The sequence below is a fragment of the Atopobium sp. oral taxon 416 genome (assembly GCF_018128285.1).
Classification (GTDB): Bacteria; Actinomycetota; Coriobacteriia; order Coriobacteriales; family Atopobiaceae; genus Olsenella_L.
On sequence record NZ_CP072380.1, the window covers coordinates 2,696,102 to 2,720,613 of the forward strand.

The window sequence follows — 24,512 nt, forward strand, 5'->3', positions numbered from 1 at the left end:
AATAGAGTTGTAATAACGGAATCAGGATGTATGCTTAAGCCAGGTCTGCTCGCCTTGCCACACCGTGGGTGCGTTCGAGGCGGTCCACGCCCCTAATTTTGAGTTAGGATGCGCATCGAGCGTCAGATCAGCGAACTTGTGAGCCTTATAGCTCCTCAGCGCCACGAGCGCGATCATCGCACCATTGTCGCCGCAGGCGGCAATCGGGGGCACTGTAACTCTCACGCCCATGCCTCTGAAGGTCTTCTTATACGCTTCACGCAGCTGTGGATTTGCAGCGACGCCTCCACCTACGCAGAAGTCACGCGATCCGGTCTCCTTGACTGCGTGGACCGCTTTGGCGACCTGCACATCGATCACCGCAGCTTCAAAGGAAGCGGCAAGATCAGGCAGATTGATCGGACGGCCCGCTTTGTTCTCTCCCTCGATATAGGTGATCACCGAGGTCTTCAGCCCTGAAAGACTGAAGGAGTAATCCCCTGAGTGCATCATGGCACGCGGGAAGTGGATTGCCTTGGGATTACCTTTTGCAGCGAGCTCCGAGATGATCGGACCACCCGGGTAGCCAAGCCCTAAGGCCTTCGCCACTTTGTCAAACGCTTCGCCGACCGCATCGTCGATCGTCTGGCCTAAGACCTCATAGTCTCCCCAGCCTTTAACATGCACAAGCATCGTGTTGCCGCCGGAGACCAAGCTTGCGATAAAGGGGGGCTCCAGATCAGGGGTCTCAAAGAGGTTCGCAAAGAGGTGCCCCTCGAGGTGGTTGGCCGCGATGAGCGGCAACCCCGCCGAGACAGAGAGCCCCTTTGCAAAGGCGACGCCGACCACCAAGGCACCTACAAGGCCCGGACCTACGGTCACGCCGACGGCTGCCAGATCAGCAGGGGTCAAGGTATCGCACCCGAAGTGCTTGCCGACCTGCTCCATCGCTTCCTCGTAGACTCCCACGATTGCCTCAATGTGCTTTCTCGAGGCGATCTCGGGAACCACGCCGCCAAAGCGGGCGTGGAAGTCAACGGAGGAGGCCACTACATTGGCTAAGATCTGCCCTTGTCCGTCGATCACAGCCATCGCCGTCTCGTCGCAAGAGGACTCAACTGAGAGGATCAGCGGCGCGGCTTTAGCAATCGCTTCCTGCGTCTCAGTTGTACGCTCCTGAGGCTTCTTAGGCCAATTCGTAAGCGAGGCGTGCGACACCGGCGCTTTCTTCATGTGCTCAGGGTCAGCCGCTAGCGGCAGGGAGACCTTGAGGATCAGGGCGTCTTTGCCCGGTGCATAGTAGTCAGGCCGTTTCCCCACTCGCTTGAAGCCGAGCTTGGCATAGGCCTTCTGAGCCGACGCATTGTCGGTCGCAACTTCGAGTGAAGCTGAGGTAGCTCCCAACATCTCCGCATCATAGACCACCCGTGCGATCAGCCGCTCAGCGATGCCCTCACCGCGGCGCTGCTCGATCACGGCAACATCGTCGATCTCAAAGTCGCTCCCCGCGAGTACACCGCCCGCATAGCCGATGATGGTGCCCTGATCGTGGGCTATCCACCAGCTACGCTGCGGTTGTGACACTTCCTCGTAGAACGCGTTTTCACTCCACGGAGCATGGACGGAGCCTTCGAAGATAGTCTCTTCTAGCTTCGCGACAGGTGCGCAGTCATTGACCGTCATTGGCCGCAACTGCGTATGCAGACTCGCGAGCATATCGTCGACCCCGGCGACATCGACCGAGGCAGGGATCTTGAGCCCCAACCGCTTCCGCTCGTTCTCCTCCGCATCCGAAAGTCTGGTATAGAGCGGCAGGACGAGCGCGGGATCCCCATTACCTAAGGAATCCGGATCTGAGGTGGCCGCCGCAGCAGCAAGCCCCTCACCGGAGGGGAACCACAGTTTCTCATCTACGATATTGGTAAAGCCCGCATCCTCAAATTGCTTGCGGTATTTGACGAGGCCGTTGCCGGTCAGGGCAATCGCGCCGCCGGTCTTCTGAGGCAGCTCAGCCCAGGCTTCGACGACCTTGCCGGCCTTCATCACGGTCTCACGCGCGAACTGTCGGTGAGCTCCAGTCTCATCCAACACATAGATTCCGGGGTAGATCTCTTTGCGCATCGCGTCATTGGCAACTGCCAATGGTCCTCTGATGCCGGCAAACCAGGCATGCCAGGCTGTCACATCGAGCGTAGAGACCCCATAGAGCTTCTTGCCAAGCCCCACTGCAATACCTTTGGCGGTAGCGATCCCAATACGGACACCGGTGAAGGAGCCGGGACCCCGTCCCGCGACAACTGAGCTGAGGTCGTCCCAGGTGATTCCTGCCTGTCTACAGGCATCAAAGGCGCTTCCCACTAACTCCACGTTCGCCTGTCTGCGGCACTTGTGGTCGCTGCAGCCGAGCAGCTTGACCTTCTTGACGCCTTCCTGCGTTGGATCATACGCAACAACCGCACAGGCCAACATATCGGTGGAGGTGTCCACCGCCAAAACATACCGCGTATTCAACTCGAGACTCACCGTCTTTAACTACCTAATCTTCTTTCCTGGCCGACACCGTGCGCGCGTGCAGTGCAAAAGCCAATTCGGTGCTTCTTGCGCCGTAGGGGACAAATTCAATGGAGCGGGCGGGTTCCTGTCCGGCCGGCGTATCCGCATCCAAGCGCTTGAAGATCACATCGACTCGCTCATCGCCCATTGCATCCTCAAACTGCTCGCCCCACTCAATCAGGCAGGGCCCATCGGTACCGAGCGCATCGAACAGGCCAGTATCCTCCAGCTCGTCCTCATCATTCAGCCGATAGAGGTCGAAGTGATAGAGCGGCATATCCGTCCCCTCATAGACCATCTCTATCGTGAAGGTGGGGCTTGTCACCTCATCCTTCACGCCCATCCCCTGGGCGACACCTTTAGTGAACTGCGTCTTACCGGCACCTAAATCGCCGGTGAGTACCAGCACATCCCCTGGCTTCAAAAGCGTGCCGACGATCTCCCCGAAGTTCTTGGTCTCCTTAGGAGATTGGGACACGTAGTGCGTGTCATCTATAACCTTTGGCAATCTCATCGCTGTGCACTCCCCCGTTTGTTGGGCTTACGGGATGCTCTTTAAGCCACTGTCCGAGGAAGGTGAAGTCCTCGTCGAGCAGCTGCTGCCACTCGTGGTGATAGAGGGCCGCGGCAGGATGGAACACCGGCAGCACCGCAAAGTGCCCGGTCTGGTGCATCCGTCCACGCAGACTTGAGATCCCTTGCTCAGTCCTCAGCACAAAGTGGGCTGCAAAATTACCGAGGCAGATGATTACGTCAGGCCAGACAGAGCGGATCTGTTCCCGCAGGAAGGGGGCGCAGGCTTCGATCTCCTCCGGCTTGGGGTTTCTGTTTGACGGTGGACGGCACTTCAGGACGTTGGCAATATAGACATCCTCACGCTTGAGACCTGCGAGCTTCAACAGGTTATCGAGGTTATGACCCGCAGCACCCACAAAGGGCTCCCCCTGCAGGTCCTCGCTTCTGCCCGGGGCTTCACCGATAAACATCACGCGTGCGTTGGGGTTCCCGACGCCGAACACGATGTTGGTCCGCGTCTGCCCGAGTGGGCAGCGCATGCAATCCCCGAGCACCGCTTGGACCTCTTCTAGGGTGACCTCCTGCGGCTTCTGGTTAGTATGCCCCGGTATCTGCATGATTGCCATATACATCTCCGCATCACTCATATACGTCCGCGGCTTGCGGCGGTACCCTCTATGGGGTACACCTCCGACAGGTTGTTCAGACATAGATCTTTTCTAGCCTGAGGCCAAAGTCACAGGCTACTTCATAGTTGATAGTACGACGGATGTGGGCCATATCATCCAAGGTGATAGCCTCATCGTCGTCTTGACCGATCAGCGTCACCACATCCCCATAGTCCACCCGCGTCGAAGGCGCAAAGGGATTCGCCGAGGCAGGCGGCACTGCAAACATCGTCTGGTCCATGCAGATGTTGCCGACCTGCGGGCAGCGTGTCCCGTTCACAATAACGTCCATACGGTTTGAGAGTTCCCGGGCCAGCCCATCCGCATAACCGAGTGGAATCGTCGCAATCTGGGTCCCCTTGTTCGCGATACGGTACGTCATCCCGTACCCGACGCCTTCACCGACCTCCGGCTCGATCGCACGGGTCACCCGCGCCTTAACCGCCATGACCGGCTTCAGGTCGATGTAGGAAGCCGTGATCGGAGCCGCATGTAGCCCGTAGAGGCCGATCCCCACACGGCACATATCGAACTGCATACCTTTGTGCAGAATGGTGCCTGGGGTATTGTCACAGTGGATAAGGCCCGTCTCATAGCCGGCACTCTTGAGCGCGTTCACCGTATCGATGAACCGCTTGCACTGCATCCGGAAATCCCAGTCGTCGGGGACCTCCGCGGTCGCAAAGTGCGTGAAGACCCCAGCGCAGGTGAGGCCGCGGTGGAAGTCGACTGCGTGACGGAAATCGAGGGCATCATCAGGGGTAACCCCGATCCGGTGCATCCCGGTATCGATCGCCATGTGGTACTTACCCACCGTGCCGGCATCTGCGGCCGCCTCACCGAAGGCGAGCGCAAACTCGGTAGTATAGACCGCCGGCTCCAGATCGTACTCGATAAGCATTGGGATCGCAGAGATTGGGGGCTCGCTCAAGACCACGATCGGCTCTTCGATACCGCTCTTCCTGAGCTCGACGCCCTCGCTCGGCGTCGCCACCGCAAAGGAGTAGGCCCCGGCCTTTGACATGACGTCCGCACAGCGCACCGCGCCGTGCCCATAGGCATCGGCCTTCACGACGCACATCATCCTGACGCCCGACTCAAGCTGTTTTTTGAATGCGCGCACATTGGAGCGCACCGCGCCGAGATCGATCTCCACCCAGGCCCAGCGGTCAGGCGGGCAATTGTTTTCTCTCATGAAAACAGTTACTCCTTTGTATCATCCGAGGAGAGCAGCTCTTCCACGTGCTGCTCCAGAGAGTCTGACGCTAACCCGATCTCGCTGATGATATCGGTTGCCATAGCTCCATGGGAGCCATAGCGCTTTGCGGCGCGCGATCCAGCCAACGCATGGATCTCGCAGCCCAGCGAGCACAGAAGCGACAGTTCTTCCTTGTCCTCCGGATCCTTTGCGAGCAAGGCTGAGATGATACCGCTCAGGACATCGCCGGACCCTGCCGTGGAGAGCACTGAGGTGCCCGGCTCCGGAAGCAAAGCGGCTTCCACGCCGACGCAGGCCGTAGCACTGCCCTTTGCGACAACGCAGATCTCACTGCCACCGTCGCTCCAGACGATGCGACGCGCCGCTTCAAGGCAGGCGGTGAGCGAATCAGGAGGTGTATCCTGCAATCCGACCAGACGGCCGAGTTCACGGCGGTGCGGGGTCAGGACTAGCGGCTTATCCCGCCGGGTGACCTCCGGGAACTGGTCGAGCGCATTGTTGGTCAGACGTGAGAGACAGTTCAATCCATCCGCATCGACAACGAGCGGCACCTCTGCGTTGAGGAGTGCTGAAACGACTGAGATGGTGCCTGCGGTGACGCGCATGCCCGGCCCGACCAAGGTCGAGGAGTTGCGCTCCGCAAGCTTGAGGATCGCAGGGATCGCCTGCTTGGCAAAGGTTCCGCCTTGGTCTGCGGCCATACCGACGACCGGAATCTCCGGTACCTGCTGCTGCAGGAGCGGAGCGATCGTAACCGGCACCGCAAGCGTAACGTAGCCTGCGCCAGCGCGTGCAGCAGCTTTCGCTGCCATGAGTGCAGCACCCGGAAAGCGGGAGGAGCCTGCAACTACAAGCACAGAGCCACGGGAATACTTATCCATATTGTTGATCGTGGGCTGCAGGACATCCGCATAGTCCTGAGACTCAACGCGCCAGGCTACCGGATCCGACTCCAGAACCACACGCTCGGTCTGCTCCGCCAAGGGCGCAACCACGATGCCGCCGGTCACGTCGCGGCCCATATCTGAGATCAGCCCCGGCTTGAGGCACAGCATCGTCAGTGTCTCGTCCGCGATAATGCACTCACCGGGCGCATGGCCAGTCTGTGCAGAGAGTCCCGACGGCACATCGACGGCGATGACGGGGGCCTCAGAGGCGTTCACTGTATTGATCCAGATATCAAAGGGTGCTTTGGGCTCACCGTGGAAGCCGGTCCCGAGCATCGCATCGACGATCAGGTCGGAATCTTCCAGCAGCTGCTCCAGATCCTCGCGGGGCGGTCCGACCACGATCGGAACCTCGGCGTCACGGGTATGCTGGGCTACCAGTCGCGCGATGTCGCTCTTGATTTCATCGGGCTCAATCGGTGACACCACAGTCACGTCGTACCCGTGCTGGAAGAGCTGCGCTGCGGCGACCCATCCGTCGCCCCCGTTGTTGCCAAAGCCGACTAAAATAGCGACTTTTCTGATATCCTCTAAGCGCATCACTTCATCGGCCACCGCACCGCCGGCACGGCGCATCAGTTCAGATACACTGACTCCCTCTTTGGAGAGGCCGTTCTCAACCGCTTTGACGTCTTCAACGTTTAGAACTGGTTGCACGATGTTCATCCCCTTCGCCAGCAGGGTTTCCCGAGGCGCCCTGATTCTGCAATAGTTTCTGTTCTGATGTTAGCGCATCCGAGCCTTCTAAAGGCTCAGGAGTCGCACCTTCATCTTCAATGTTGTCCAGATCGTCCAGAACGGAGCGGGCTTCCCGAAAGGCCTTATCGAGGGTACGGCGCGGATCCGAGGCCTCCTTTTTCTTGGGCCTGACTTCCTCAGAGACACACACCGCATTGGCGATCGCCAGCTCATGGGTATGTGAAAGCGAAAGGGCTACTTCCTGGATACCCTGCTCTTGGGCGATCTCTTTCGCCCTCCCCTTAAGGAGCGCACGGGGCCGTCCCAACTCATCGCGCGTCACCGAGACATCCTGCCAGCCAACCCCTTGCGAGAACCCGGTACTCAACGCCTTGAGCACTGCCTCACGTGCGCAGAACCGCGCGGCATAGTGTTCGGCGGGCCACCCTGACTTATCGCAGTATTCCTGCTCCTCTTTCGTAAAGAGCCGTGTCTTCATATGAGGAGTGCGCTTCAGTGCGCGCTCCATCCGTGCGATCTCTAAGATATCGACTCCGACGCCTGCCAGCACCATGCTTCCTCGCTATTCCAACGTGTTTGACTTTTCTATGGTACGAGGTTTATCCACATCACCCTCGGGGTCAAGGTACAAGAGCATAAAAACATCGGTCACTGCACAACTGCCACAATTGAGACTCACACCTTCTTTGATTCAAGCAACAAAAAGACCCATCTGCCGAAGCACATGGGTCCAAACAAGCAGATATGAAACCGTAGTCTAACGCTTGGAGAACTGCGGACGCTTACGAGCCTTCTTGAGGCCGCACTTCTTACGCTCGACAGCACGTGCGTCACGGGTGAGGTAGCCAGCCTTCTTCAGGTCAGCACGGTACTCGCCTGCGGAAAGCAGTGCGCGGGCAATGCCCAGACGAAGAGCACCAGACTGACCGTTGATGCCGCCACCGTCGCAGTTGGCATAGACATCGAAGTGTCCCTCAGTGTCGGTCACGTGGAACGGTGCGAGGGCATTGTCGATCAGCTGCTGACGACCGAAGTAGCTCAGTGCGTCACGGCCATTGACGATGACCTTGCCAGTGCCGGGGATCAAACGGACACGGGCAGTAGCCTCCTTGCGGCGGCCGGTTCCGGTATATACAGCGCTATTGTCTGCCATGACGGCTAATCCCTCCAATCAATCTTAACGGGGTTCTGTGCAGTGTGAGGATGCTCAGGGCCAGCATAGACGTGAAGTTTAGTAGCCTGCTTGCGGCCGAGCTTGGTACTGGGGAGCATGCCCTTGATCGCGTGCTCTACGACACGCTCAGGATGCTTCTGCATAGCCTCCTTGAAGCTCTCGGTCTTGAGACCGCCCAGCCATCCAGAGTAACGCCAGTAAGACTTCTTCATCGCCTTGTTGCCGGTAAGCTGGACCTTATCAGCATTGATAACGACAACAAAGTCCCCAGTGTCAGTGTTCGGGGTGTACTGGGGCTTGTTCTTGCCACGCAGTGCCATTGCCGCGGTCGTGGCTAAACGGCCGAGCGTTGCGCCCTCAGCGTCGATGAGCACCCATTTGCGCTCAACTTCGCCTGGCTTAGCATAGTGAGTCGGCTTGTTCACTTGACTCCTCCATATACTTAATGAGAAACGCTTTTTCCTACAGAGATTACGGGGCTGTGTGGAAAAGCTTTAAAAGTATACAACGCCCAGGTGGGAATCGCAAAATTTATTTGAGGAAGTTCCTACAAATGCACGGGAGCTTCACGCTTCGGCACCTATTGCCACACTCAGTGCATCACCCTATCGGAAGTATAGAGAGATTCCCACCGAAGATACCCTCTCTGATGGGAATGGCGATATACACATTAGACTTGCTGTTTTGGGTTCCCGAAGATGAACTGCATGTAACGCGCATAGACGATGATCTCAAAGATCACTGCGATGATGGTCTCGACCAGCGCGATCGGTTGCAACCAGGGCAGCGCAATCCCAAGCTTTGCAGCACAGGCTACGGTCTGCTTGGTCGCGATAGCGGTAATGACGAACGGGAAGGTGAAGGCCGCCCAGCTCGGATAGAACCGTTTGGTGACATAGTGGAAGCTCTGGATCAGGGCAAACACATAGATAAGGTTTGCCACCAGGCACATCCCGAGCAAAAACTCCACTGATTTCGGCGCCACCGATCCCACATAACCTGCCACACAGAGGCTCGTAGGCGCCGCATAAATGCAGATCAGCGGCTTTGCCGGATCCGGAACGGGAATCTTGACGTAGCGGACCGTGACCAGGATGAGTAGGACGATCAGTGAGACGAACCCGAACCAGAAGCAGAAGGTTCCAAACACCTCCTGCCCAAACGCCGGGGCGCTGACTGCAGCGGTTGCGATCCCAACATAGACGATGTACCAAACGGTAAAGACGTTCTTGAGCTCAAAATGGCAGACGAACTTGGCGGTGAAGTACACAATCAGAATGAAGTGCAGGATCACCGCAGCGCACCAAACCCCGAAGGCGACCGGCATCATAGACGGCTTGATATAGGTGGCAAGCAGCATCAAACCCATGGTACAGGTCCCTGAGACGCCCGCTGTAATCGGATTCTGGAAGTCCTTCTTTACATCTTGCGGATACTTGCAGAGTTTCATGATGATGAGGGTAAGGAGAAAGAGCGAGAAAACCCCACAGATACCCCGCAGCACCTCTGAGTAGCTCTGCAGCAGATTGCCCAACCCTGCGGCACCCACCATCACGCCGCAGATCGGCATTGGAACACGTTTTATTGGATCAGACATCTTACCTGAGCGTTTACCGTTTCCTTCTTCTGTGGGGGCAGGAATGGCTTGTCGAGGCCCTTGATAGGCTCGGAGTCCAGATTCTTGACCTCCAGCTCACGGCAGAGGATCTCGGCAACCTTGCCGGCGCACAGACCAGTGAATGCGATGCACTGCTGCTTGTGCTCCCCTGAGACCATATCAAACCCGCGGGTCAGGATACGACAGCAGGTAGCATGCTTTGCGTTGGCCTCACGGAACCAGCCGTGCAACTCTTTCGTCATAGCCATGCACCGATTAACTTTTGGATCCTTCGGGCCGCCCTGTGTGGTGCGGCCAAAGAACATGCCGATTGCCATGATGCCGCCGTTGAGTGCACCACACATACAGCCGGAACGGCCTACACCGATAGACATGCCGGAAGACATTGCAATGACCCCTTCAGGGACATCGATCTGAAATGCGGTACGGATTGCAGACATAACTGCCTCACAGCAGAAGAATCCGCCCTGGTAGAGACCTTCTGCGGCTTTCTGAACCTCTTGGGGGCTCACTTCAGTTGCACCATATCTCACGTTGGCTTGCTTTGGCACAGTAATTCCTCTCCTCTGCCAATTTTTTAGCGAACGTGATAAGTATAAAAGATCAATCCTATAATGTGGCCTGCAATATATGGACAGCGATTTGACGTTCAAAAGAGAACCCGCACAGTGTGCACAAGCACACAAAGCGAGGCTTGTGAATGCTGAAGGAAAAGCCGCACCCCACCGAGCTCAAGGCAAAGGTCACAATCGAGGTCATGCACGCAAAGAAGACCGTCAACGAGCTTACCTTTGAGCACGACCTAAACCCCAACCTGGTCAAGAACTGGGTCGTAAAGGCTACCTTTGAGATAGCACGCGTGTTCACGGCGTCCGAGGACGAGCGGGAGTGCGACGAGCACCGGGAGGAGGTCGGCGAGCGCGACTATCTTCAACGCCGTGTGCTTGTACATTACGGAATCGACCTCGATTCCAAGGAAGGATCTGATCGACCCGGGATGGTGGGTTAGCGTGGTCAGGCAGCTCCAGTAGCTGTAGATCCCCAGGCTCACCTACTACAAGGTCAAGGGCCGCGTAGGCGCTCTTTCGAGGGATCGAATCGCAAGCGCTCCATGCACATCGTGGATAACGTCCACCTGAAGCAGCCCTTATACAGGTGTGGGAAGGATAAGCCGTGAGCTCGAGGAATCGAGGCACTGGGCGCGAAGGCTCATGGAGAAGATGGGTGTGCGCCCAACCTGTCCCAAGCCGGCCAAAAGCTCGGTGAAGCATTCCTGCCTGCTGAAGAACAAGGCGATACGCTTCCCCAACCAGGTAGCGTCGAGATCACCTACATTCCGATAGGGGGCTTGTACCTGTATCTGATCTGTGTGATCGGCTGGTTCTTCCGCTGCGTCGTGGGCCGGAAGGACTTCATCCGACATGGGTGCCGCAGGTGTGTGCGAGTGCATGCACCAGGCACTGGAGGAGCACAGAAAAGCTCTCCTGCGCCAACTTCGACCAGGGATCGCTCCTCTCCGCTGCAACGTATAAGGGCCTGCTGGCTTGCTGAAACATCTGCCAGAGCATGGAAGTGGGTCGACAACGCTATCGTAAAAGAGAGGGTTTAGAGGCCTCAAGAGTGAGTGCGTAAGGATCAACGAGTACAAAGCGCCCACCGAGCTCAAGAAGGCTCATCGTAGGCTTACGCTAAGCAGTACAACAACGAGCGGCTCCACCAGCTACTTAGCTACGAGACGCTCCTCAAACTGGTATCGCTTAGGGCTGATGGCGGCTTAAGCCCCCGGATCGAAGGAGGCGGGCACTCTTTCGGGGTTGATTTCAGTGTCGAATCAGCTGAGCCACTTTACTTCTGTTCAGCTGTCTGGCGATCTTGGATATGTTCTTGCCTTCAGTGTGAAGAAGCGTGATATCTTCAAGCTGAGATGACGATAGCGGCTCATGGTGACTTCTTTGATTGTTTTGTCGCAAATACCATCATATTGCGAGAAGCCATAAGTCGCTATTTTTCTCCCTTACCGTTGCACTAGCAATGAGAACCCGCCATCATGAAAATGTTTCTTTGTAGGGTATGAGGTGAAGAGCATCTCCCTCTAGCGTAGCTAAGTATATATCGTGGGGAGAAGAAAAGCCGGCAATTTGAAGTTGCTGTTCAACCCACGATATATCTTTGCCGGAAAGCATAAGCCCATCTGCCACTATCTGCCCATCGCTAATCAAAGGCAGAGGGCACATAGCTCGTACATCCTCTTTACGCTGGATTGTGAGCCTTCCGTTTGTTTCCATAATGGCAGAGCCTACTTCTTCAATAGAGGAGATGTTTGCCTCTCGCAAACTTCTGCTTAACTGCTCCGCTGTCAATCCGACTTTGGCACAGCGAGCAACATCCACTTTTCCTGCACACACCAAAAGTTCTGGGGCCGCTGATACCGCCCTTTTAAAGATCGAACTCGATTCTCGTAAAATCTTTGTGATGATTACAACCAAAGACCAGATGAGTAGAATGATTAAGAACTCGAGAACCGAAACAGTTTGGTTATAAATTACCCCACCAATAATTCCACCTAAGACATAGTTCTGTATCTGGTTTAAGGGAGTATTGAGCGAGAATTCATACTTCCCAAGAATATTGATCTGCAAAATCATAACCAACATACCCAGGGCAAATTTAATAGCAACAAGGGTGTAAATATCCATCAATGCTTTCCATTCACATACACGTGATGATCAATGATGTGAGTTTCCTCGAGGGTATAGGAGTTGTTGTCATCACCAAGATGCACGAGATAATCCTCATCCCGCAAGCGAACAATAATCCCGTCTTTCAGAGCTGTCGAGTTTACCAACACTTCTTCCTCTGGAACTCCTTGATCGGTTGCCACTCCTTCGATAAAACCACTCATCCGTTCAGTCTGAGACATCCGCTGAGAGAGCTGTAAATATTGTTCAGTCTGGATGCCTAAGAGCACCAAGGAAAACACTAACGAACCAAGTGCAACATCACGCATCCGAGTATTGAGTTTGTTTCTCAAATACAAAAGACTAAAGATAAGTCCTATGAGGAGCATAACAAATATAAAGATACTGCGTACCAGCGAGTCTGTAGCATGAAGAGAGGTAATGTAGTCAAGTGTAAAGAAAACCATTGAATCTTTCTCATATCCATACTAGACAAGGTTACGTTTTGAAAGACACTGGGCTACACGCAGTGCTCCCTCTAACAAAAAGAATAATAAAACTTGAAGCTCGATAATTCTACTTCTATGCTCGTTTCAAGATAAATATCTTGATTTGAAGACGCTGCATCTCTGCAGATAGTATATAGTCCGATCTCATTGTCCATACGAATTCCGGTCAGACCTTAATGTCGAGAAAATCCCCTCTTGCAGTGCGCTGACATCTGTCCTGCCTAAGGGCCAGCTAGGCTAATAACTGGATGCGAGAGCTTGACCACCATACGAAAGCGCGATGACGGGCAGCGGTGCTCTCGCGATGTGGTAGTCCTTGGCGGTGTTGCTGGTCAAGTCCGAATTCGTGTGTAAAATCGCTGCCATGTTCCCTGCCTTACGCCTTCGCCATGTCCCTTTGGTTGCGCGCTATCTTTGCGAGCTCGTCCTCCACCTGCAAGAGCTGCGCGTAAGTCCTATCCGTAGTAGCTCTTCCTCTGCATCGAGCTGCACTCGTTCTCCTCGGTAAGGACCGACCCGATCAGCCTGATCGCCGACGCCTTACTCGGGAAGACCCCGACAAAGCAGGCGTGCCTCTCTATCTCCCTGTTCAGCCTCTCCAGGTAGTTAGACACCCTCATGTACAGGCGCATCGCGGCGATCAGCACCATCGCGGTCATGGCGTCCTCGAAGCCGTCCTCTGAGCTGTAATCTTTTGGTGGACAGTGGGATTCAGGGACTAACAACAGATATGCTCTGTCCAGATACCCACTCAGCACCGCCAACAGATTGAAGAGATGAGATGTCGCTAAGTGCAAGCGAGATAGAGAAGGCAAAGTCCCGCACGAAGCCGGAAACACCCAAACACTACACTGAAGAAGTATTGCCTCGAGGCTATCGACTACTACAGGAAGGCACGTAAGGCCAACCCGAAGAAGAGCATCAAAGGATGCGCCGCGAAGCTTGAGGCCAACGACAAGACCTTAAACGACTGGATCATCAAGCACTCAAAGACCAAAAGGGTGACCCAGGCAAGGACCGAGGTGCACAAGCAGCTCGACAGGGCCAACAGGCGCATACACGAGCTCGAAAGCGAAAATAAGTTCCTAAAAAAGAGGCAGCCTTCTTCGCCGGAAGCCTCTGTTGAAGGACAGGTTTTAGCTCATGCTGGAGAAGAGGGCAACCTACAGCGTCTCGATGATGGAGCGCGTACTGGAGGTGAGCAGGGCTCACTTCTACAGATGGCTCAAGGCCAAAGGCGGTGAGGACCTATGGGGTCCTATCAAGGAAGCCATCTGCGCGATATGGGAGGAAAGCGACAGGCGCTTTAGCTTTCGCTAGGTCTGATCCAAGCTCACAGGAGATCCAAAGTTACGCAAAATTTACAGGCACGACTCGCTACCGCGTGCGCAGGTGCATGGCTGAACTGGGATAGGCGGCATCTGATCCAATGCCTCCAAGAAGACGACGGTGCCCGCACCTGATACCCCCGAGCGTCCCGACCTCATCGGACGGGACTTCTCGTGCCCCGTGCCGACAGCCAAGCTCGTGGGCGATACAACCTATCGCAGGACCACGGCAGGCTTTATATATCTCGCCGTCGCACACGATCTGTGCACACACATGGTGGTGGGCTGAAGCATACAGGACAACATGAGGGCAGGCCTTGTCGTCTTTGCCCTGAAGATGGCATATTCGCGCGGATACGTGGCTGGAGGGGCCATATTCTAAGCAGCCCAGGCAGCCAGTACATAAGCTCAGAGCTGACCGCCTGCTCAGCCGTACCCGACGTGAGGCTCTCCGTGGGGAGAACCGGAAGCTGCCACGACAACGCTGTAGCCAAATCCTTCTTCGCCACGCTCAAGAACGAGTGGTACTACCATAAGCGCCTCTTAGACGCATCCACGACCAAGCACAAGGCACACGAGTTTAATCGAGTCGTACTACAACCGCTTCCGCCCGCATAAGTCCATAGGAGATCGCGTGCCCGCAGAGGTGATGCAGGAGTTCTTCGAGCGTTTCGAGAGAGGCCTTGCGTACGATCCAAAGGTGATGCAGACCGCATAAAAAATCTGAGATTCCTCTGTCCATTATATTGACAGGGCTCATCCTTCCCCGCCATGTGGCGGAACCTGAGGAGCGTCGTGGCATCGGGCACATCGTTCTCTGAGCCCACGGACTCCCTCACGGCCAGCGAATCGCACAGCGCGTCCTCCGTGACCTCGTCGGAGAGGTTTAACCAGGCCTGGACCAGGAACATGCGCAGCAGGACCTCCGTCGGCCAGGGCTGGCGCCCCCCTCCTGCCTGCCTCCGGCCTCTTGCCTCGACGATCGCCATAAGGTCCGCCCAGGGCACGACGGAGTCCATCTGGTCCAGGAACGCCTTCCTCCCCGTCGCCCTGCCGCCCGATACGAACGAGGGGTCCACGACCTGTGCCTAGCGTGCCATAGAAAGCCTCCGATAGTACATATGCACTGGCAGGCATATCTATTATCCCACAGACGGACATTCCGTGGGGCCGGCTAGCCTCTCTCAGCGGCGCTATTTATTCAGCGTTTCCCTAAAGGTCGCCGTGATGGCATCAAGGCTGCGCTCGGCCTTGCGCTGCAGCTCGGAGAGCTCTGGGATCCTGTCCCTCCATACCATGCCCCGCCATTACGCCGGCACGCATTTGACCGGTGGACAGCTTCAGCGCGGGTCTGAGCCCCCTTCAGCGGGCAGCCCCTGACAATCCCGGGCTGGACCTCACCGCTATCTCCAGGACTGCGGCGTGCCGCCCGGTGAGATATTGACAAGGCTCACTTTGTTGAGAGAAACGGACTCGGGCGCGGCCTGAGGCTCTCGCTTGCGGGCTTTGACGTGCAGGACTGGGTCGCCAACGTGCCCCTGTATGTGCTCTCACTGCTCCCCGAGTACTTTTCGGAGCGGATGTAAGGTCGCCAGCGCGGCTGTCACCGACCGGCGGCACGCGCAAGCGCAACTTTCAGTGCTGAGATGTACTTTCGGATTTTCCCACCTGCGCAAACGCCTTTCAGGTTTAACTTTCAGCGCTGAGTGTCACGTTTCTCCTGAGCTCATCGACAGCCTGCCCACCCTAGACGTCTGCTGGCCCACTGCCCTTCCACCACTGGTCTCTTGAGATGGGGCCACTGCCAGAATCTTCCAGCAGCTCACGCAGCCTCAGCCAGTTCTCGTCAACATAGCCCATATGGAGAACTTCCTGCACGTCAGGACCATCAAAATACTTGACGTGCGAAGAATCGTTCCCCATCCAGCCCTCGGGCCATAGATACCCGACATAATCGTGTTCGGGCCCTGATCCTGCCCTCGCCTTGTGGGAGACTACGACGAGGGGCTTGGTCCCCAAGCTACTAATTGTCACAACAGTCCCTATGGGCAGCAGATGATTAGTCTCTTTCATTGTCGTCCTCCGGTCTCTTGCTGCGCCTCGCAAAGTTTCTGGCAGAGAAGCTTCTTTCCTGCCTTGTCTGCATACCCAAGAAGAAGACCCTTCTCACCTGTGCATCATCAAACAAAATCATGGCCTCAGGCGCTGCATATCCCTCTGGCCAAGCACAGCCCACATAATCCCAGATGCGTTCTGAGCGGGGGCCAGCGGACTCCGCACCCTTGCTCTTGAGGTGCGCTCGCCTCCCAACCACCATCACGCAATGCGTGGCGCCCTTAAGCATTACGACCGAGCCAATAGGCAGATATTCCTCAGGTTCTTGCGTCTTGCTCATCGAGCATCGCTCCTCGGGTAGCCGCTAAAGGGCTCCCAGCTTGTATCGAGCACTGAGAGGCCGGCATCCAGCAGCTTCTCGAGCGCCTCCTCATGTGCGTCAGTCATGCCGAGATGCAGAACCCTCTGCACCTGATCGCGTCGGCAAACATAGTAGTCGTCCTCGCCCGTCAGCCCCTCGGGATACCTCACGATGACATACTCATAGAGGTTGCGACGCTTATCGCGCACGTTCCTGCCGACCACCATGATCGCCTCTCCATTTACCACCGCGATGCTCCCCACGGGCAGCCAGCCGCTCGTGACATCTTCGTAGGATCCCATCTTACCTACCCTTCCGTTATGCACGGCATTGCTCGCCCCACTGGGCTGCGGTAAATGCCAGCCCCTCCACCTGCGGGTGTAGTCATGGGGAACGAGCCACTTTCCTATCTGGATCTTGCGACAGCACCACGAGTCCCACGGGTCCGACTTGTGAAGCCAGGAAGCAGGCCTCGGAGCGTGCGAAATACCGTAGACGCGCGTCTGCGCGGGCAGCACCCCAAGCACTTCATCCACAAGCGAACGTACTTCGGCGAGGCCGAGCGCTGACACGTCGGCCACAACGTCGCGTGGCCCGCCATGCCAGGTGGTCCTCAGCACGAGCATGCCCCACTCCTGTGACACGAAGAGCTTATAGACAGAGGAGAGCGGAACGGAGCTGTCGCCAAAGCCCAAGGTCCGACCACGCACGTCCAATGTCACTTCGTCAAAGTTGCTGCACGGCCTCTTAAAATAGAATTCCGTCGTGGGCATCGCGCCCCTGGAGCTCGTCATATTCACAAGGCGGCGCTTGCAACGCTTGCCATAGCCTTTCCCCATAGGGAGGCCAAGTGCAGCATAAATGTATGGTACCGCAAGCCCCATGAGGACGACCGCAAGCAAGAGCATGGCCACAGCCGCAAAGAGATACCCTGCGGGAGAAGTGACCCTGTGTGTCGAGGAGATGCCATCCTGCCTGACATATCCCGGATGGAGATAGACATAGACCATGAGCACACATGCCGCAATCGCAGCTGCTGCACACAGACAGAGCCCCAGTGTCCTGCGCCACGCATCCCTACCGAGCGTCGCCCTAAGGTACTCCTCGAGCTTGTACGGACGAGTTTTGGACAGGCGAACTACCCCACTATGCTCCGGAGCGGAACCATTGCTTGGGATGCCGGACGGACCGTCTGAGACTCTCATGACCATGCCAACCCACCAATGAAATCGCTCGCAGAGTCTCCTATCCCAGAGAAGAAGCCGACGGCCTCATCGGCAGTATTGCTAACTGCACTGCCAGCCTCATCGGCAGCATTACCAACCCAACCTTTGACTTCATCTCCAACAGTCTTGTCACCATCGGCGGGAGCATTCCAGATGGTATCTGTGACAACTGACACCCCAACTCCAACCGCAATACCAGCTACTACTCCTAACGGCCCAGCCGCAGCGCCAATTGTCGCACCCATTTCCGCATCTATGAGAGCATCTGTAACAGCAACGCCCACTGCCTCTCCTGCAGCATTTGCCAGCAGGTCTCGTCCCAAAGTATATGCTCCCTGTGCAATAGTTTCGCCCCATCTTGCAGGTTCAGAGAGATCCGCATCAGCCTGATATTCATCGTAGGCGCCAACTGCCGTGTCCATAACGACAGCCACTTTCCCTAAGACATCCGCAGTTTTACTAAGACGTTCGGAAGCAAGAGCAGCGCTCGGCCTCTCTAAGTTTTCCGCATTTGAAGCCAGGCAGCGTGTGGTCATTCTCACAGTGTTGTCTGCCGTCATCTTATAGGCGGAAAAGATGAGGTAACCGTCTGCAGTTCTCGTAATCTTTCCTGCTCTTGCAATATTCTGCGTTGTCAGGATAAATGCTTCTGCAAGAGACAGCTCATTCGAAGCGATGTCGCTCGCACTCTGTGCCGCAGACCCGATCTGAACCACAGGAGATGTGAAGTCGGAGCAGATTTGATACCACAATGGCGATGTGTCCGCACTATCTGCCTGCACGTCACCAGTCGCAAAATTCTCTGTTTCGGAAACCAGATTGTTCACATTCGAAACAGCGGAGCAATAGGAGTCCAGCTTGCCTGTAAGTTCATTGCATTGCACGACACCGTCTTCAGCCAACGAGACAATCTGACCCCCACCGTGTGACAAACCCGATGCTAGGGACACAATCGATGAGAACGCTTGCACCAGTCCCTCCACCGTACATGCCAGCTCATTTGCTTGGCCGGGAAGACCCGCAGAGTCATCCTGTACAGCCACAGTACCCGAATCAGAGGGGCCTGAAGCGCCACCTAGAGTCGGAGGTACAGCCTCACACGCTGCCTTAATAGACCTTGCCGTATCCGCCAATGAGGCAGCGGCGGCAGATCCAGCCGCAAGTCCTTCTGAGATAGATGCAGCTAAAGAGCCCCAATCGCCAACACTGCTTATAGCAGCGGCTCCACCATTGCCTATGAGGCCACCCGCCTCCAAAGACTGCCTACTCTGTACAGAAGATGCCGATGCCTGAGCACAAGAATCGGAGGAGCTCTGTAGCGTAGTGGAGAGTGAGTCAAGATCGTCTATGCTGAGACGTAACATTGCCACTCCCTCCTTGCTGTGAGGCTGCCTGAGCTTCCCTCTGGCGCTGGTCCTCAATGGCATTCTGCCGGCGATAATAGTCTGCCTGTTCAGAAATCTGCGAGTTGAGGGTATCGTAAGCAGAGCGGATGTCCGCCACTGCCTGGCACAAGTTATTGCCTAGGAACTGTGCCACCGAGGAGAGGCTTCCCGGATCAGAGAGCTGCAGGTCACTGGTCGTACTGTTGGCAAGCCCGTTAAGCCCTTCTTGGACCACTTGCACCTCGCCCTCCGCCGAATTACAATTCGCCTGAATCTGCTCAAGAATCTGCAGGTCAGCTATACATCTACCGAGCTCTTCATAATAATATGGCATCTGCATCAGTCCAGCTGCTGAATAGAGATCTGCCTGGAGATTATCTTGCTGGTGAAGAGCCCCCTTTGCGTCGGTGACTCCGGCCGCAAGAGCATCTGAGTCATTCGCATGGCTGCTCATGGCAGCATATGCTTTATCTGCAAAGTCAATTATCATCTGCGCTGCGGCGCCCTCGCAGCTACTCTTCACTGCAGAACCAGCCGATGACAGGCTTCCCACCGCATCAGAAATAGTCGATGATGTAGCGAACAGTCCTGTAGCTGCATCTTGGTTTTGGGCATCATTTGTCTGTATGGTCTCCCCCCATAATCCATTTATCGCTCCTTTCGAAAGCCATTCATATACTGCTCTGCAACCTCTCACGCAACTCTAGAAGCCATGAATAACCGACTCATAGCCCCAGCCCGGATATCGAGTCTACCCGCGGAACTGCGATGCGATGCCTTGGCCGGTTTCCTCCAGGGAGCTGGCCGTAGTCCTCAGAGCTTCGGCAATCTCGTGGATGAGGTCACGGATCGTGCCCGATGCCCGGGCGCAGCTCGTAGAAGCGATTGGTGTAGGCGTGGGAGACCTCGCCCTCCCACTCCGTCTGCAGCTCGTCGAGCAGGGTGTCATCCTCACGATGGCGTCATTTACGTTGCTGTACTCGGTATCATACTCGCCCGCGCGGGCGCGCATCTGGTCCGGGGTGATCCTAATCTGTCTGCCATTTTGTATTCCTTTCTGTAACGCGCCTACCGGACGCGTCCAGTAAGATCCACAGCGCGGCCGTTGGGGAGCTATGTAGGGGCTCGGACACCCCAGGGCAATCGTGCTTATTATAGACCACCTCCTGGACAGCTAAATCTTCAGCCACTTCATATGGAGGCCTTTGCCACCTGACTTTGGTATTTGCCCCGGCGAATCAGCATTCCGAGTGCAACAGGATGGCCCGCTGCATGCAGGCGTGGCACGCTTCGGAGGGCTACGATGCTGGCTGTCTGAGCCCTGTCCATTATATTGACAGGGCTCAAAGTTCTACATATCAGGAATGCCATCGGGCAGCGCCTCCGCATAGGCGTTGCACTCTGAGAGGATGATTCCCAGCTTGGGGAACACGATGGCGCGACGGGCGCGGAAGGACCCGCTGCCGATCTCGTGGTAGCACCATCCATACTTGTACGAGGTCTCCGCCTGCTTGCAGTCGGTGAAATACGCTGGGTAGCGCGTCGCACCCATCCCGCAGTCACGGCTGGCCTCGACGAAGGCATCCGCGTCGTCGAGTCCCTTGCGCCTGACATAGGCTCGCGCATAGGCCTCATTGCCCTCTTGAAACGCCTTGACGATGTCCTCCTCGGGCCGCTCGACAAACGCCGCATGGTACTCACGAGACGCGGGGTCAGACGGATAGCCGCGCTCCGGCATGACGCTCTCGCGGAAGTAGGCGGACCAGGCGGAGCGGTCCTCGGGGAAGGGCCATAGGTACCAGCCGCCGCCGAAGCCAGGGCCTTCACCACGCCGCAGGCTCCAAGACGTCGATGACGACACCGGCAGTGTGTCACGCTCCCTATTGTCGTTTGCGATGGAGAGCCCCATCTGAGTGAGTCTGTTGAGGGCGCTCTTGAGCTCAGGGTTGGGATTGCCCCTGGCGTCCACGAGCCCGAGAAGCCCCAGACGTCTGATCATCTGTCGCTTCCAGGGTCCTCGCTCGGACTTCTCGGCGAGGATGCGGCGAGCCGCTGATCCGGTGCTCGTTCACCGCGACAGAGCACGTGTCGAAGCCGCCCAGCAGCACGAACAGGTCCTCGCTTGAGCACCTCACCTACTCGAGATCTGAATCTCCAAGGCCCGCCCTGCCCCTGGCAAACAGCATCTCCTTGCCTCCTGACCAAACGGGGATTGGAACCCTATGGGCGAGAGGGGCGACCGCCATCGTTCTTGTCGGTCTTCCCCTTCTCGCGTTGTTCATCCCGCTCGACGCTCCTTGCGGCAAGCCGACCGATGACAAAGCCGCCGACGACGATCACGACAAGCGTGAGCACGACGGTGACAACGACGATCTTGACGAGCGTACCAGCGTCCACGACAACCTCCGATAGTGGGTGTGACAAAGGGGCAAACCCCTCCTCATACTAGCGCAAGATGGCTTCCGTTCACGAGCGCCCCCTGCTCGACGAGCGCGCCAATCGTCTCGTTGGGGTTGAGCTGGCTGCCCGCGAGCTCGGTACCATCAAGCAGCATGAGGTCAACGTCTTGCGACGCGTCATAGCGGGCCGCCTCCGTACGGGCGAGGATCGAGGAGATGAGACGTGCGCTCTGCTCCACCGTGAGGCCATAGGGCACTCGGAACTCATAGCTTTGCCCTGTGGCGGGGAGCTTCACGGAGAGAAGAATCTTGTCAGCCACAGAAACCTCCTACCTTGCACGCTTGCCAGTTGTTCTCACACCATCACCAGAGGCTCTTGCGGCGGCATCGCGCTTTGCCTCGAGATACGACGGCTCGGTCTTTCTGAGCAGGTCGTTCATGTGCTCCCAGGTGAAGTCCTGGTAGCCCAGGTACATGACTCCATCGATGGAGTCGCGATCGAACATGATGTCGTTGCCCGGCTCCGTGAAGCCCACGGGATGAACCAGGCCAAAGTAGTCCCACACAAGCCCAGTGTTTAAGTCCTGCTGCATGTACCCAAAGATCGTGACGAGGTCGTCGCTGCCTGCAAGGTGCACGACCGAGCCCAGAGGGAGCCATTGTTCTGTGGTAAGCATCTTGGTTGTCGTCCCTTCTATGCGTACGCCTAATTGTCGTTGTCGTGGTAGGTGTCGATCTCGTGCTGAGTGGAAGAGATCTTCCCGGAAAAGCAATTGACACGGCTTTCCGAGTACGACTTGCCGACACGCGACTCTTCAAGACTCCCCCTATAGCTTTCGAGATCGCTCTCTAGCTGCTCGATGAGGCGCCTCAACTCCTCAGAGGCGCTGGTGATAGAGTCGTCATTCGGGTCCGCCAGGCGTCCCATGACAGATGTGGCATTTTCCGATCCGGCGCACCTGTCGATCTCCGTCCCAACGTCTGTGAGCCTTGCCCTCGCCTCAGAGTTTGCCGAAGTCAGAGCGGTCACCTTCGGCTCGGCGGCCCGGGCGATGGCAAGCTGCTGCTCGCGGTCATCGACCAGTGCCGAGTACTTGGATATCCTCTGGGAGTACTCGTCAGCGCTGCCCTGCCAATAGCGTCTCTGACCACAGTAGTAGTCAAGCCTGCCGTACAACGAGCTCAGACTCATGGTTATCTCTCCTTCCTTCGACGCGGTAGCCCCCACCTCACTTCGGGTAGTCAGGGATGTCGAGGAGCGCCTCGAGGAGGTCACCCGAGGGGTAGAAGTCGATCGAGGTGAAGGCGGTCTTCCGTTTCCACTCGCCGTCCGGGTCCTGCAGGTCGAGGCTCACACCCTCGTGCCAGGCGTTGCAGTCGCTGAACAACGCACCGGCCTCGCTCACGGCGATGACCTTACGCTGGCGCAGCTTGCCGCGCCCGCCATCCGGCCAGCGCCAGCCCATCTCGTAGCTCGGCTCGACCTCGGTCGTATCGTCGACGTAGGCCTTGAACCCCCTGTACCCGCCCCTCATGTAGGTGGAGAGCCTGATCGCGGGCTCGGGGTCTGCGCCCTTCCTTTTCGCGATTGCGGCGAGCATGGCCTCGTCACCCTGGTTCAGGGCCCTACCAAGCGCGATTCCCTCCTCCTCGCCCCCGTCGACAAACGAGACGTGCCCTCCCCTCTTCGCGGCCGCGAAGGGATAGCGCCTGGGCACGAATATCTCGCGGAACTTCGCAGGCCACAGGCTGCGGTCTTCCGGGAACGGTCTCAGCTGCCAGCCCCCACCCGGGGCAGGGACGACCCCGCAGGCGCCCTCCGCACCGAGCGTCACGCCCATGGTGCGCTTCTGGGGTGCGATGCTATCCGCTATACCCACCCCCATCTGGCCGAGGGCCCTCAGGGCTCGCTCGAGCTCGGGGTTGGGGTTTCCCTCCTCGTCCACCCAGCCCGATGGGGCGAGCCGGTCCACCACCGCCCTCCTCCACGGGCCGCGCTCGGGCTTTTTCTCCTCGACGAGATCGAGGCGGAGCTTATAGGCATTCACCACGACGGCGCAGCCGTCGAACCCGTTGAGCAACACGAAGAGGTCCTTTGTCGAGAAGCGCAGCTCCTCGAGCGAGAGGCTCGCCAGGTCTACCTTCTTCTTCCTTCCTAACAGCATGTGTGCCTCCAAGCACTAAACGATTATCCGAAAGGGTGGGCTATGCCGCTCACTCCGGGTAGTCGGGGATATCGAGGAGCGCCTCGAGGAGGTCGCCCGAGGGGTAGAAGTCGATGGAGGTAAAGGCCGTCTTCCGTTTCCACTCGCCGTCGGGGTCGTCCAAGCTGAGGCTCATCCCCTCGTGCCAGGCGTTGCAGAAGCTGAGCAGCGCGCCCGCCTTACTCACTGCCACGAGCTGCCTCATCCGCAGCTTGCCGCGCCCGCCGTCCGGCCAGCGCCAGCCCATCTCGTAGCTCGGTTCGACCTCGGTCATGTCCTGGACGTAGGCCTTGAACCCCCTGTACCCGCCCTTCATGTAGGCGGAGAGCCTGATCGCGGGCTCGGGGTCCACGCCTTTCCTCCTCGCGAGCACGGCGAGCGTCGCCTCATCGCCTTGTGCGAGCGCCCTGCCGAACGCCTCTCCCTCGTTCCCCTCCTCGGCGAACGAGACATGCCCTCCCCTCTCCGCGGGCGAGAAGGGGTAGCGCCTGGGCACGAATATCTCGCGGAACTTCGCAGGCCACAGGCTGCGGTCGTCCGGGAACGGCCTCAGCTGCCAGCCGCCTCCCGGGGCAGGCACGACCCCACAGGCGCCCTCCGCCCCGAGCGTCACGCCCATGGTGCGCTTTCTGGACGCCGGCTTGTCCGCTATGCCCACCCCCATCTGCCCGAGGGCCCTCAGGGCACACTCGAGCTCGGGGTTGGGGTTTCCCTCCTCGTCCACCCAGCCCGACGGGGCGAGGCGGTCCACCACCGCCCTCCTCCAGGGGCCCCGCTCGGGCTTTTTCTCCTCGACGAGGTCGAGGCGGAGCTTGAACGGGTTTACCACGACGGCGCAGCCGTCGTAGCCGTTGAGCAACACGAAGAGGTCCTCTGTCGAGAAGCGCAGCTCCTCGAGCGTGAGGTCCGCTAGGTCTACCTTCTTCTTCCTTCCAAACAGCATGTGTGCCTCCAATAGAGTGTTTTCATTGATGTCGGCGTGCGAAAGGGCGCC

30 protein-coding genes and 1 pseudogene are annotated in these 24,512 nt (G+C 57.4%); 4 read left to right on the forward strand and 27 right to left on the reverse strand.

Going from position 1 to position 24,512, the window contains the following annotated elements:
- Nucleotides 1–21: 21 nt before the first annotated feature.
- The 10 genes from tsaD to J4859_RS14210 form a co-directional block, all read right to left on the reverse strand.
- Nucleotides 22–2,448 (reverse strand): tRNA (adenosine(37)-N6)-threonylcarbamoyltransferase complex transferase subunit TsaD, encoded by a 2,427-nt coding sequence (gene tsaD, locus J4859_RS14165; RefSeq protein WP_212335392.1) that lies wholly within the window; start codon nt 2,446–2,448, stop codon nt 22–24.
- A gap of 67 nt (nt 2,449–2,515) precedes the next feature.
- Nucleotides 2,516–3,046, reverse strand: a complete 531-nt coding sequence (gene tsaE / locus J4859_RS14170; RefSeq protein WP_212330809.1) for a tRNA (adenosine(37)-N6)-threonylcarbamoyltransferase complex ATPase subunit type 1 TsaE — start codon at nt 3,044–3,046, stop codon at nt 2,516–2,518.
- Nucleotides 3,021–3,674 (reverse strand): uracil-DNA glycosylase, encoded by a 654-nt coding sequence (locus tag J4859_RS14175; protein ID WP_212335394.1) that lies wholly within the window; start codon nt 3,672–3,674, stop codon nt 3,021–3,023. The genes tsaE and J4859_RS14175 overlap by 26 nt, the downstream gene beginning before the upstream one ends.
- Nucleotides 3,675–3,750: 76 nt before the next feature.
- Nucleotides 3,751–4,911, reverse strand: a complete 1,161-nt coding sequence (gene alr, locus J4859_RS14180; RefSeq protein ID WP_212330812.1) for an alanine racemase — start codon at nt 4,909–4,911, stop codon at nt 3,751–3,753.
- 8 nt (nt 4,912–4,919) lie between these two features.
- On the reverse strand, nt 4,920–6,539 hold the full coding sequence (locus J4859_RS14185; RefSeq protein WP_212330815.1) for an NAD(P)H-hydrate dehydratase: 1,620 nt from the start codon (nt 6,537–6,539) through the stop codon (nt 4,920–4,922).
- On the reverse strand, nt 6,517–7,134 hold the full coding sequence (gene acpS / locus J4859_RS14190; protein ID WP_212330818.1) for a holo-ACP synthase: 618 nt from the start codon (nt 7,132–7,134) through the stop codon (nt 6,517–6,519). The genes J4859_RS14185 and acpS overlap by 23 nt, the downstream gene beginning before the upstream one ends.
- 204 nt (nt 7,135–7,338) lie before the next feature.
- Nucleotides 7,339–7,734: a 30S ribosomal protein S9 gene (gene rpsI, locus J4859_RS14195; RefSeq protein WP_212330821.1), complete on the reverse strand. Its 396-nt coding sequence runs from the start codon at nt 7,732–7,734 to the stop codon at nt 7,339–7,341.
- 5 nt (nt 7,735–7,739) lie between these two features.
- Complete coding sequence (gene rplM / locus J4859_RS14200; RefSeq protein ID WP_212330824.1) at nt 7,740–8,180, reverse strand: 50S ribosomal protein L13; 441 nt, start codon at nt 8,178–8,180, stop codon at nt 7,740–7,742.
- 245 nt (nt 8,181–8,425) lie between these two features.
- Nucleotides 8,426–9,352, reverse strand: a complete 927-nt coding sequence (locus J4859_RS14205) for a TDT family transporter (RefSeq protein ID WP_212330826.1) — start codon at nt 9,350–9,352, stop codon at nt 8,426–8,428.
- Nucleotides 9,337–9,924, reverse strand: a complete 588-nt coding sequence (locus J4859_RS14210; RefSeq protein WP_249113666.1) for a C-GCAxxG-C-C family protein — start codon at nt 9,922–9,924, stop codon at nt 9,337–9,339. The genes J4859_RS14205 and J4859_RS14210 overlap by 16 nt, the downstream gene beginning before the upstream one ends.
- Before the next feature lie 149 nt (nt 9,925–10,073).
- Here J4859_RS14210 and J4859_RS14215 point away from each other — a divergent pair, with 149 nt between their 5' ends.
- Nucleotides 10,074–10,382: a hypothetical protein gene (locus J4859_RS14215; protein WP_212330828.1), complete on the forward strand. Its 309-nt coding sequence runs from the start codon at nt 10,074–10,076 to the stop codon at nt 10,380–10,382.
- Between the two features lie 1,036 nt (nt 10,383–11,418).
- On the opposite strand, the gene J4859_RS14220 is transcribed toward J4859_RS14215, so the two are convergent.
- The 3 genes from J4859_RS14220 to J4859_RS17200 form a co-directional block, all read right to left on the reverse strand.
- Entirely contained in the window at nt 11,419–12,069 is a 651-nt protein-coding gene (locus J4859_RS14220) for a DUF421 domain-containing protein (protein ID WP_212330830.1), read from the reverse strand.
- Nucleotides 12,069–12,518, reverse strand: coding sequence for a DUF3290 domain-containing protein (locus tag J4859_RS14225; RefSeq protein WP_212330832.1), 450 nt, complete (start codon nt 12,516–12,518; stop codon nt 12,069–12,071). The genes J4859_RS14220 and J4859_RS14225 overlap by 1 nt, the downstream gene beginning before the upstream one ends.
- 497 nt (nt 12,519–13,015) lie before the next feature.
- Complete coding sequence (locus J4859_RS17200) at nt 13,016–13,399, reverse strand: transposase (RefSeq protein WP_371812078.1); 384 nt, start codon at nt 13,397–13,399, stop codon at nt 13,016–13,018.
- 304 nt (nt 13,400–13,703) lie between these two features.
- Between J4859_RS17200 and J4859_RS14235 the strand changes: the two genes are divergently transcribed.
- The 3 genes from J4859_RS14235 to J4859_RS16495 all read left to right on the forward strand — a co-directional run bounded on the left by J4859_RS14235 (nt 13,704) and on the right by J4859_RS16495 (nt 14,506).
- Nucleotides 13,704–13,880 carry a hypothetical protein gene (locus J4859_RS14235; RefSeq protein ID WP_212330837.1) on the forward strand — a complete coding sequence of 59 codons (177 nt, stop codon included), beginning with the start codon at nt 13,704–13,706 and terminating at the stop codon, nt 13,878–13,880.
- A gap of 129 nt (nt 13,881–14,009) precedes the next feature.
- Nucleotides 14,010–14,177, forward strand: a complete 168-nt coding sequence (locus tag J4859_RS14240) for a hypothetical protein (protein ID WP_212330839.1) — start codon at nt 14,010–14,012, stop codon at nt 14,175–14,177.
- A gap of 152 nt (nt 14,178–14,329) precedes the next feature.
- A complete protein-coding gene (locus J4859_RS16495) occupies nt 14,330–14,506 on the forward strand; it encodes a hypothetical protein (RefSeq protein ID WP_249113667.1) in 177 nt (58 codons plus the stop codon).
- 167 nt (nt 14,507–14,673) lie between these two features.
- On the opposite strand, the pseudogene J4859_RS17975 reads toward J4859_RS16495, so the two are convergent.
- The 14 genes and pseudogenes from J4859_RS17975 to J4859_RS14310 form a co-directional block, all read right to left on the reverse strand.
- Nucleotides 14,674–14,907 (reverse strand): annotated as a pseudogene (locus J4859_RS17975) (transposase); the annotation flags it as partial.
- A gap of 727 nt (nt 14,908–15,634) precedes the next feature.
- Nucleotides 15,635–15,961 (reverse strand): DUF4176 domain-containing protein, encoded by a 327-nt coding sequence (locus tag J4859_RS14250; RefSeq protein WP_212330845.1) that lies wholly within the window; start codon nt 15,959–15,961, stop codon nt 15,635–15,637.
- A complete protein-coding gene (locus tag J4859_RS14255) occupies nt 15,948–16,283 on the reverse strand; it encodes a DUF4176 domain-containing protein (protein WP_212330848.1) in 336 nt (111 codons plus the stop codon). The genes J4859_RS14250 and J4859_RS14255 overlap by 14 nt, the downstream gene beginning before the upstream one ends.
- Complete coding sequence (locus J4859_RS14260) at nt 16,280–17,509, reverse strand: DUF4176 domain-containing protein (RefSeq protein ID WP_212330851.1); 1,230 nt, start codon at nt 17,507–17,509, stop codon at nt 16,280–16,282. Before J4859_RS14260 ends, J4859_RS14255 begins: the two co-directional genes overlap by 4 nt.
- Complete coding sequence (locus J4859_RS14265) at nt 17,506–18,357, reverse strand: hypothetical protein (RefSeq protein WP_212330854.1); 852 nt, start codon at nt 18,355–18,357, stop codon at nt 17,506–17,508. The genes J4859_RS14260 and J4859_RS14265 overlap by 4 nt, the downstream gene beginning before the upstream one ends.
- A 508-nt stretch (nt 18,358–18,865) precedes the next feature.
- Nucleotides 18,866–19,249, reverse strand: a complete 384-nt coding sequence (locus tag J4859_RS14270; protein WP_212330857.1) for a hypothetical protein — start codon at nt 19,247–19,249, stop codon at nt 18,866–18,868.
- Nucleotides 19,250–19,666: 417 nt separating this feature from the next.
- On the reverse strand, nt 19,667–19,927 hold the full coding sequence (locus J4859_RS14275; RefSeq protein WP_249113668.1) for a hypothetical protein: 261 nt from the start codon (nt 19,925–19,927) through the stop codon (nt 19,667–19,669).
- A gap of 339 nt (nt 19,928–20,266) precedes the next feature.
- Nucleotides 20,267–20,914: a hypothetical protein gene (locus J4859_RS14280; RefSeq protein ID WP_212330859.1), complete on the reverse strand. Its 648-nt coding sequence runs from the start codon at nt 20,912–20,914 to the stop codon at nt 20,267–20,269.
- A 221-nt stretch (nt 20,915–21,135) separates the two neighbouring features.
- A complete protein-coding gene (locus J4859_RS14285; protein ID WP_212330862.1) occupies nt 21,136–21,339 on the reverse strand; it encodes a hypothetical protein in 204 nt (67 codons plus the stop codon).
- A gap of 16 nt (nt 21,340–21,355) precedes the next feature.
- Nucleotides 21,356–21,634 (reverse strand): hypothetical protein, encoded by a 279-nt coding sequence (locus tag J4859_RS14290; protein WP_212330865.1) that lies wholly within the window; start codon nt 21,632–21,634, stop codon nt 21,356–21,358.
- Nucleotides 21,635–21,643: 9 nt separating this feature from the next.
- Nucleotides 21,644–21,991, reverse strand: coding sequence for a DUF4176 domain-containing protein (locus tag J4859_RS14295; RefSeq protein WP_212330868.1), 348 nt, complete (start codon nt 21,989–21,991; stop codon nt 21,644–21,646).
- Between the two features lie 29 nt (nt 21,992–22,020).
- Nucleotides 22,021–22,506: a hypothetical protein gene (locus tag J4859_RS14300; RefSeq protein ID WP_212330870.1), complete on the reverse strand. Its 486-nt coding sequence runs from the start codon at nt 22,504–22,506 to the stop codon at nt 22,021–22,023.
- Between the two features lie 37 nt (nt 22,507–22,543).
- Complete coding sequence (locus J4859_RS14305) at nt 22,544–23,479, reverse strand: hypothetical protein (protein ID WP_212330873.1); 936 nt, start codon at nt 23,477–23,479, stop codon at nt 22,544–22,546.
- A 49-nt stretch (nt 23,480–23,528) separates the two neighbouring features.
- On the reverse strand, nt 23,529–24,461 hold the full coding sequence (locus J4859_RS14310; protein ID WP_212330876.1) for a hypothetical protein: 933 nt from the start codon (nt 24,459–24,461) through the stop codon (nt 23,529–23,531).
- Nucleotides 24,462–24,512 lie beyond the last annotated feature (51 nt).

Coding starts and splice junctions, on each gene's coding strand:
- J4859_RS14225 (WP_212330832.1), bottom strand. CDS start 12,518: ATGGTTTTCTTTACACTTGACTACATTACCTCTCTTCATGCTACAGAC.
- J4859_RS14205 (WP_212330826.1), bottom strand. CDS start 9,352: ATGTCTGATCCAATAAAACGTGTTCCAATGCCGATCTGCGGCGTGATG.
- J4859_RS14235 (WP_212330837.1), top strand. CDS start 13,704: ATGCTGGAGAAGAGGGCAACCTACAGCGTCTCGATGATGGAGCGCGTA.
- J4859_RS14310 (WP_212330876.1), bottom strand. CDS start 24,461: ATGCTGTTTGGAAGGAAGAAGAAGGTAGACCTAGCGGACCTCACGCTC.
- J4859_RS14260 (WP_212330851.1), bottom strand. CDS start 17,509: ATGAGAGTCTCAGACGGTCCGTCCGGCATCCCAAGCAATGGTTCCGCT.
- J4859_RS14280 (WP_212330859.1), bottom strand. CDS start 20,914: ATGATCAGACGTCTGGGGCTTCTCGGGCTCGTGGACGCCAGGGGCAAT.
- J4859_RS14250 (WP_212330845.1), bottom strand. CDS start 15,961: ATGAAAGAGACTAATCATCTGCTGCCCATAGGGACTGTTGTGACAATT.
- J4859_RS14270 (WP_212330857.1), bottom strand. CDS start 19,249: ATGCCATATTATTATGAAGAGCTCGGTAGATGTATAGCTGACCTGCAG.
- J4859_RS14295 (WP_212330868.1), bottom strand. CDS start 21,991: ATGCTTACCACAGAACAATGGCTCCCTCTGGGCTCGGTCGTGCACCTT.
- J4859_RS14175 (WP_212335394.1), bottom strand. CDS start 3,674: ATGGCAATCATGCAGATACCGGGGCATACTAACCAGAAGCCGCAGGAG.
- J4859_RS14275 (WP_249113668.1), bottom strand. CDS start 19,927: ATGCGCGCCCGCGCGGGCGAGTATGATACCGAGTACAGCAACGTAAAT.
- J4859_RS14305 (WP_212330873.1), bottom strand. CDS start 23,479: ATGCTGTTAGGAAGGAAGAAGAAGGTAGACCTGGCGAGCCTCTCGCTC.
- J4859_RS14300 (WP_212330870.1), bottom strand. CDS start 22,506: ATGAGTCTGAGCTCGTTGTACGGCAGGCTTGACTACTACTGTGGTCAG.
- alr (WP_212330812.1), bottom strand. CDS start 4,911: ATGAGAGAAAACAATTGCCCGCCTGACCGCTGGGCCTGGGTGGAGATC.
- tsaD (WP_212335392.1), bottom strand. CDS start 2,448: ATGTTGGCCTGTGCGGTTGTTGCGTATGATCCAACGCAGGAAGGCGTC.
- acpS (WP_212330818.1), bottom strand. CDS start 7,134: ATGGTGCTGGCAGGCGTCGGAGTCGATATCTTAGAGATCGCACGGATG.
- tsaE (WP_212330809.1), bottom strand. CDS start 3,046: ATGAGATTGCCAAAGGTTATAGATGACACGCACTACGTGTCCCAATCT.
- J4859_RS14255 (WP_212330848.1), bottom strand. CDS start 16,283: ATGAGCAAGACGCAAGAACCTGAGGAATATCTGCCTATTGGCTCGGTC.
- J4859_RS14215 (WP_212330828.1), top strand. CDS start 10,074: ATGCTGAAGGAAAAGCCGCACCCCACCGAGCTCAAGGCAAAGGTCACA.
- rpsI (WP_212330821.1), bottom strand. CDS start 7,734: ATGGCAGACAATAGCGCTGTATATACCGGAACCGGCCGCCGCAAGGAG.
- J4859_RS14220 (WP_212330830.1), bottom strand. CDS start 12,069: ATGGATATTTACACCCTTGTTGCTATTAAATTTGCCCTGGGTATGTTG.